The following is a 6,000-nucleotide window of genomic DNA, read 5'->3' as shown; positions in this document are numbered from 1 at the left end:
GGCCTCGGCCACGAGGGCGGGCGGCGGCGGGGGCAGGTCCTGCATCATCCCTCGGGCACCCCCGGCGCAATCGCGAACAGGTCGCTGGGCCGGACGAACAGCTCCAGCCCCATATAGATGCCGACGCCCAGCACGATCACGCCCAGCATGGCCCGCAGTTCCTCGGCCCGGAACCGGCCCGACAGGCGCGCCCCGAACTGGGCCCCGATCACCCCGCCGAACAGCAGCAGCGACGACAGGATGATGTCGACCGTCTGGTTGCGGCCGGCCTGCAGCACGGTCGTCATGGCCGTCGTGATGATGATCTGGAACAGGCTGGTGCCGACCACCACCGACGCCCGCATGCGCAGCACATAGAGCATGACGGGCAGCAGGATGAAGCCGCCGCCCACGCCCATGATGGCCGACAGAATGCCCACGCCACCGCCCAGCGCCAGCGGCGGTATGGCCGAGATATAGAGGCCCGACTTGGGAAACTTCATCCGCCAGGGCAGGCCGTACAGCCACATGGGGCGGCGGCGCTGCTTGCGCGGGGCAGGCGTGCCCCGGCGCCGGCGCAGAATCTGCTCCAGGCTTTCCTTGAGCATCAGGGTGCCGATCACGCCGAGGAAGATCAGATAGGCCAGCGCCACGACCAGATCGGCCTGGCCCAGCAGGCGCAGCCAGCGGAACAGCTCCACCCCCAGCAGGGCGCCCAGAATGCCGCCGCCCGCCATGATGCCGCCCATGCGGAAGTCGACCGCCCCGCGCGAGGAATAGCTGATCACGCCCGAGGTCGAGGAGGCCACGACGTGGCTGGCCTGGCTGGCGACCGCCACAGTCGGGGGGATGCCCAGCACCACAAGGATCGGTGCCATCAGGAATCCGCCGCCGATTCCGAACAGGCCGGACACAAAGCCGACCAGCCCGCCCAGCAAAACCAGAACAGGCCAGTTCACCGAAACCTCGGCGATCGGCAGATAGATATCCAAAGGGCGGACCTTCGGCTGGAAGCGGGACCCGGAATCGGCACGTATGCCGCAGGTCCAAGGGCTTAGACCCGCTTATCCGCCATGGCCAGTGCGCGAAGGTGACAGACGGTAACGAACCGCCCGCAGCCTCCGGATCAGCCGGCGTCGGTGCCGGTACCGGGCAGGATCTGGCGGGCGCGGGCCTCGGCGGCCTCGCGCTGCCCGGGGGTCAGCCGGGTGCCGAGACGGTCCACCGAGGCCGTCGCCGGTTCATCGCCCGAGCGCGCCGCCACCCGGTACCAGGCATAGGCCGCGACCGGATCGACCGGCATGCCACCTTCGCCCCGCTCGTGAATGACGGCGGCATTGAACTGGGCGTCGACCAGACCGGCCCGCGCCGCGCGCTCGATCCAGTCCAGACCGGTCGGGCGGTCGGGGGTGCCGTCGGCGCCCTCGAACAGGCGCATCCCATAGGCGAACATGCCGCGCGGATAGCCGCCCTCGGCCGAGCGCCGCGTCCAGGTCAAGCTTTCGCCCATGTCGACGGGGGCGCCCGCATCGCCTGTTTCATACAGGCCCGCCAGCATCAGCTGCGCCGGCCCATAGCCCAGCTCGGCCGATTGCGTCAGCAGGTCCAGGCCCTCGGGCTTGTCTTCCTCGATGGCGGTCAGGGCCTGTTCGTACAGGTCCGTGGCCTGCGCCACCGTCTCGGCCGACAGAGGAGCAACCGGCGTCGCCAGCGCCACCAGCGGCGTGGTCTCGGCCGGATTGCCCGGCTCCGACGACTGCCACGGCAGGGCCTGACCCGTCAGTTCGGTAAAGGCATAGAGGCCGCCCATCAGGGTCACCGCGACGGCCGAGGCGCCCAGCGCCTTCTTCATCGTCGAGCCTTCACGGCTGGCCTGGCGGTCCATCCGCTCCTGCAGGCGGGACTTGCCGCCCTTCTTCAGGCCGAAGGCCGAGCGCGGGGCTTCCGGTTCGGGCGTGGCCATGGCCGCGCGGGCGGCCTCGACGGCTCCCCGGGTGCTACTGGACGCGCGACCGGCGGCGGCGGCGGCCCGCAGGGCCCGCGGGTTCACGAATTCGGTCTCGGCCGAGAACTCGTCATCGTCCGGCGCCGTGGCCGCCAGGGCGTCCGACACATCGGCCCCGCCAAAGTCCGTGGGCGCAGTCAGGGTCGGGGCCGGATTGGCCGCCGCCGGGCTGCCGAACGGGGTCGATGTCGCGCGGGGTGCGGCGAAGGCGGGCGTGTGGGGTTCGGGCTCGACCTCGGGCTCGGGCGCCGGGGCCGCCGCCGGCTCGGCGCTCACCGCGCCCCCGGTCGGGAAGGGGTCAGCCGGGCCGTCCATCGGGTCGCTCGACCAGATGGGATCATCGGCCAGGGCGGCGACACCAAAGGCGCCCGCGCGCCAGTCCGACGGCTGCGGCGGGGCTTCAGGTTGGGGTGCGGGTTCTGCGACCGGTTCCGGACGGGCCGCCTCGGGCTCGGTGCGGCGGGCCATGCTCTCGCGGGCCTCAGCCAGCAGGCGGGCGGTGCGCTCCTCGCTCTGGCGCATGCGCTCGGCCAGTTCGCCCGAGGCGCGGTCATAGCGTTGTTCGATGCGCGAGGAACTGTCGTTCAGCTTCTGGCCGATCTCGTCCAGCGCCTGGCTGGACCGGCGCTCGGACTCGGCGATCCGTTCGCTCAGACGATCCGAGATGCGGCCGATCTCATTGCCCAGCTTCTCGAGCGCCAGCGCATTGCGGTCCTCGCTGGCGACCAGACGGCGCTCCATGCCCTGGGTCTTGATCTCCAGATCGCGTTCCAGACGGTCCATGCGCGCCGGGCCATCGACCTCGATCTTCTGGACGCGGCCATTCAGGTTCTGGGCGATGCGCAGCACCTCGCGGCCCATGGCCTCGACGGCCTGGGCCGACCCGCGCTCGGCCTGCCGCAGCTGGTCGCCCAGCGCTGCGACCGCGCGCTCGACCCGCTCCATGCGGTTTTCCGACTGGGCCGTATCCAGTCGGTGCAGCATCTCCGACCGGCTGGCTTCGACCTGACGGGTCAGGGCCTCGGCCAGCTTCTCCAGCTTGCCCTCGTAGCGCTCGGCGGGATCCGGTCCGCGACCGCGCGCCTCGGCCCGTGCCTCGGACAGGCCCATCCGGCGATCCAGTTCCGAGAAGGCCCGCTCCAGCCCGCGCAGCGCCTCATTGGTGCGCGACTGGGCGTCATCCAGACGGCGGCCGACGTGCTCCAGAATCTCGACACCGCGATTGGCCTCGGCGGTCTTTTCGACGGCATCCAGCCGCTGGCGCAGCTCGTGCGTGCCCAGGCGCTGGCGTTCCTCGATGTCGTACAACCGGCTGGACAGGGCGCCGATGGCGGTTTCGGTCTTGGCGAATCCTTCGGCCGTGGTCGGACCGGTTTCCTGTTCGAAGCGGCGCAGGCGACGATGGCCCTCGCGCAGTTCCTCGGCGATGTCGTCGATGCGGCGATTCAGCCCGCCGTCGCGTCCATCCTGCGCGTCCAGCCGCCGGACCAGACCGGCGACGGCCTGATCCACGCCCTGAATGGCGAGCGTCGAGCGGCGCTCGGCTGCCTCCAGCCGCTCGGCCATCATCTCGACCGTGGCCGACAGGCGCTGGACCGGGTCACCCCCGTCCAGACCATAGACATCGTCCAGACGACGGCTGCGGCTGCGGCGTTCGTAGATGTCTGCGGCGTGGGCCCGGCGCTGCAGCGGGACAATGCCGTCCTCGTCGTCGCCTTCCATGATCATGGAGTTCAGCCACTCGCCGAGGGTCATGCCCGAGCGACGGGCAAGGTCCTTGGCGACTTCGCGGGCCTTGGGGTCTATCCCCTTCACGCTCCACGGCGCGGCTGCGCTCACTGATTCGCCTCCCGACCTCTAGACATTGACGCTACTGATCCAGATCAGGGGTGTAAACGTGTGGTTAACCCCAAGATATAGCGATGCCGCCATCTTCCTGTGGACATCCAGCGTCGACCGTCCCGCCTCTGGCTGATTTTCTGAACAGACAGGGTTAACGGCTCGTAAAGATTAACCCTCTGGAAAGGTGCGGAGCGCGGGTTCCGTCTGCTTTCCGGCGCCCCACGGACCGCCCATGCCGCTGACCCTGACCCTCATTGTCCTCGCCGTCGTGATCGGCTTTGGCCTGTTCAGCGGCTGGCGGGGGGCCCGTCCGCCCGACCCCCGGCGAGGCCCTCGGCTTGTCCCCTGGCGGTTTTTCATGATCGTCGCCATGGCCGTGGCCCTGGCGCTGGCCGTGCATCTGGCGACCCTGTTGCGCGGCTGATCCCGGAACCGGACGGCGGCCCGGCCTGTTCTTGGAGGGAACCCCGAAACAGGAGCCCTTCATGGCCGACCACCTCAGCCCCGCCGACGCCGAAACCGAATTCTGGAAGCACCTCAAAAAGTCCAACACCGGCATGCTGGGCCTCGACCGGCCGGGCTATCACAGCCAACCGATGACCGCATTCCGCGACGAGGAAACGGACACCATCTGGTTCTACACCCGCGACGACACCGACCTGGTGCGTGACGTCGGCACGGGCGCTACCGCCATGTTCACCTACGCCGCCAAGGACCAGCACGTCTTTGCCTGCATCCATGGCAAGCTGACCCGCGAGCAAGACCGTCAAAAGGTCGACAAATGGTGGAACCCCGTGGTCGCCGCCTGGTACCCGGAGGGCAAGGAAGACCCGAATCTGGTCATGCTGAAATTCGCGCCGGGCGACGGTCGCGTCTGGGTCTCCGACAAGGGTGCCTTTGGTTTCGCCTATGAGGTGCTCAAGGCCAATGTCACCAGGACCACGCCCGACAGCGGCGACGTGGTCGACGTCGATCTGGCGCACTGAGGACCAGACCCATGGACGAGATCCGCGCCCATCTGAAAGCCTTCCGCACCACCGACTGGCTGATCCTCATCGCCGTGGCCCTCGTGGGCGCGGCCGTGCTGGATGGCATGATCGGCCTGATCGTCGGCGCCATCGTCGGCTATCTGGGCATCCTCGCCTGGCACCGCGGCGCCTTCGGCAACCGCAACGGCCGCAAGGGCGACCATTCCACTTGAACAAGCCCGCTACCGACCGCTGTTCAGAACAAGGCGTGAAAAGACATATCTCAATATTTGCTCGCCGCGCCGGGTTGGGTCCGCAGCCAAGGTGATTTGTACGGTCACTTCATCGCCAGGCAGAAGCCTGCCGTCGCAGCCGAACTCGACCATATAGGTGGCAGCCTTTGTAGGAGTGACCTCAAACGGCTGCTCGTCCCATTGGACTGCGCCATTCGTAAAGTGTGCAGCGCGGGGGAGCCCGCCTAAGATCCGCGCCTCGCATGTCGCACCGGTGCCGGCAAACGCTTGGGTCTGATAGGGTTGAGACCGCGTCCCGATAAAAGCCACGGGAATAGACTCGCTCAATGTCGGCCTGATTTCAAAATACACACGGAAACAACTTTCAACACCGTACCTGTTACACTCATAAATTATGGGATCCGTGGATGCGACGGTGAGCCGGTCAGAAACAGTGCCCTGAGGCTCTCCTGTGTTCGAAGCAACTTGTGCGACCACCGAGGTCGGGACCGTAGCGACACAGACAGCGAGCGCAAAAGCGTTAGACATCTTATTCATTGGCCTTGGTTCCCAAGAACTATCCTAGCAGGACTATTTTGATCCACAGTAGGGGCGACATCGCTTCCGTCGCTTCTATTTTTGAAGACAAGCGGCTGCGGGGCTGCGGAGACTTCGGAAACACTAGCCTCATCGGGATTGGCCTGACGAACTTCCACCTCGGTAGAGGCAACTCCGAAAGATGAGCGGTCTGGGGCCTCCGCCAAGGATTGCGGACCGTCCCAGTGCTCGGTCGCGCGCGCCGCTACTGCGCTCTCTGGGACTTCGTTCTGCATGCCGGGCGAATGAGGTACCGTCGGGCTGTCGTTGGACGCCAAGGGCCACGTGGAAGACGAAGGATACTTCTCGCCCCCTCCTCTCCCTTCGGCGCAGTTTCCGAGGGCGATCACGGTCCCGATGATGGTCGCAATAACCC

Annotated in this window: 5 protein-coding genes; 3 read left to right on the top strand and 2 right to left on the bottom strand. The window is 67.4% G+C overall.

Translation table 11 applies throughout. The annotated features are described in order from the left end of the window. Nucleotides 1-44 precede the first annotated feature (44 nt). Entirely contained in the window at nt 45-971 is a 927-nt protein-coding gene (locus J7346_RS13560) for a sulfite exporter TauE/SafE family protein (protein WP_209120501.1), read from the bottom strand. A gap of 134 nt (nt 972-1,105) precedes the next feature. Beyond that, nucleotides 1,106-3,823 carry a hypothetical protein gene (locus J7346_RS15230; RefSeq protein ID WP_348521512.1) on the bottom strand — a complete coding sequence of 906 codons (2,718 nt, stop codon included), beginning with the start codon at nt 3,821-3,823 and terminating at the stop codon, nt 1,106-1,108. A gap of 235 nt (nt 3,824-4,058) precedes the next feature. Between J7346_RS15230 and J7346_RS13550 the strand changes: the two genes are divergently transcribed. The 3 genes from J7346_RS13550 to J7346_RS13540 all read left to right on the top strand — a co-directional run bounded on the left by J7346_RS13550 (nt 4,059) and on the right by J7346_RS13540 (nt 5,027). Next, nucleotides 4,059-4,250 (top strand): hypothetical protein, encoded by a 192-nt coding sequence (locus tag J7346_RS13550; RefSeq protein ID WP_209120500.1) that lies wholly within the window; start codon nt 4,059-4,061, stop codon nt 4,248-4,250. Nucleotides 4,251-4,311: 61 nt separating this feature from the next. Then, the gene (locus tag J7346_RS13545) at nt 4,312-4,812 is read left to right on the top strand and encodes a pyridoxamine 5'-phosphate oxidase family protein (protein ID WP_209120499.1); all 501 of its coding nucleotides are present in this window, start codon (nt 4,312-4,314) and stop codon (nt 4,810-4,812) included. A gap of 11 nt (nt 4,813-4,823) precedes the next feature. After that, complete coding sequence (locus J7346_RS13540; RefSeq protein WP_209120498.1) at nt 4,824-5,027, top strand: hypothetical protein; 204 nt, start codon at nt 4,824-4,826, stop codon at nt 5,025-5,027. Nucleotides 5,028-6,000: the final 973 nt, after the last annotated feature.

This window comes from Brevundimonas sp. A19_0, assembly GCF_017744255.1.
Lineage (GTDB): Bacteria > Pseudomonadota > Alphaproteobacteria > Caulobacterales > Caulobacteraceae > Brevundimonas.
The sequence above is the reverse complement of the archived record's forward strand: the minus strand, read 5'-3'. Positions and strand labels throughout refer to the sequence as shown.

Excerpts from the sequence above, each read along its gene's own strand:
- J7346_RS13545 (WP_209120499.1), top strand. The coding sequence starts at position 4,312 with ATGGCCGACCACCTCAGCCCCGCCGACGCCGAAACCGAATTCTGGAAG.
- J7346_RS13550 (WP_209120500.1), top strand. The coding sequence starts at position 4,059 with ATGCCGCTGACCCTGACCCTCATTGTCCTCGCCGTCGTGATCGGCTTT.
- J7346_RS13540 (WP_209120498.1), top strand. The coding sequence starts at position 4,824 with ATGGACGAGATCCGCGCCCATCTGAAAGCCTTCCGCACCACCGACTGG.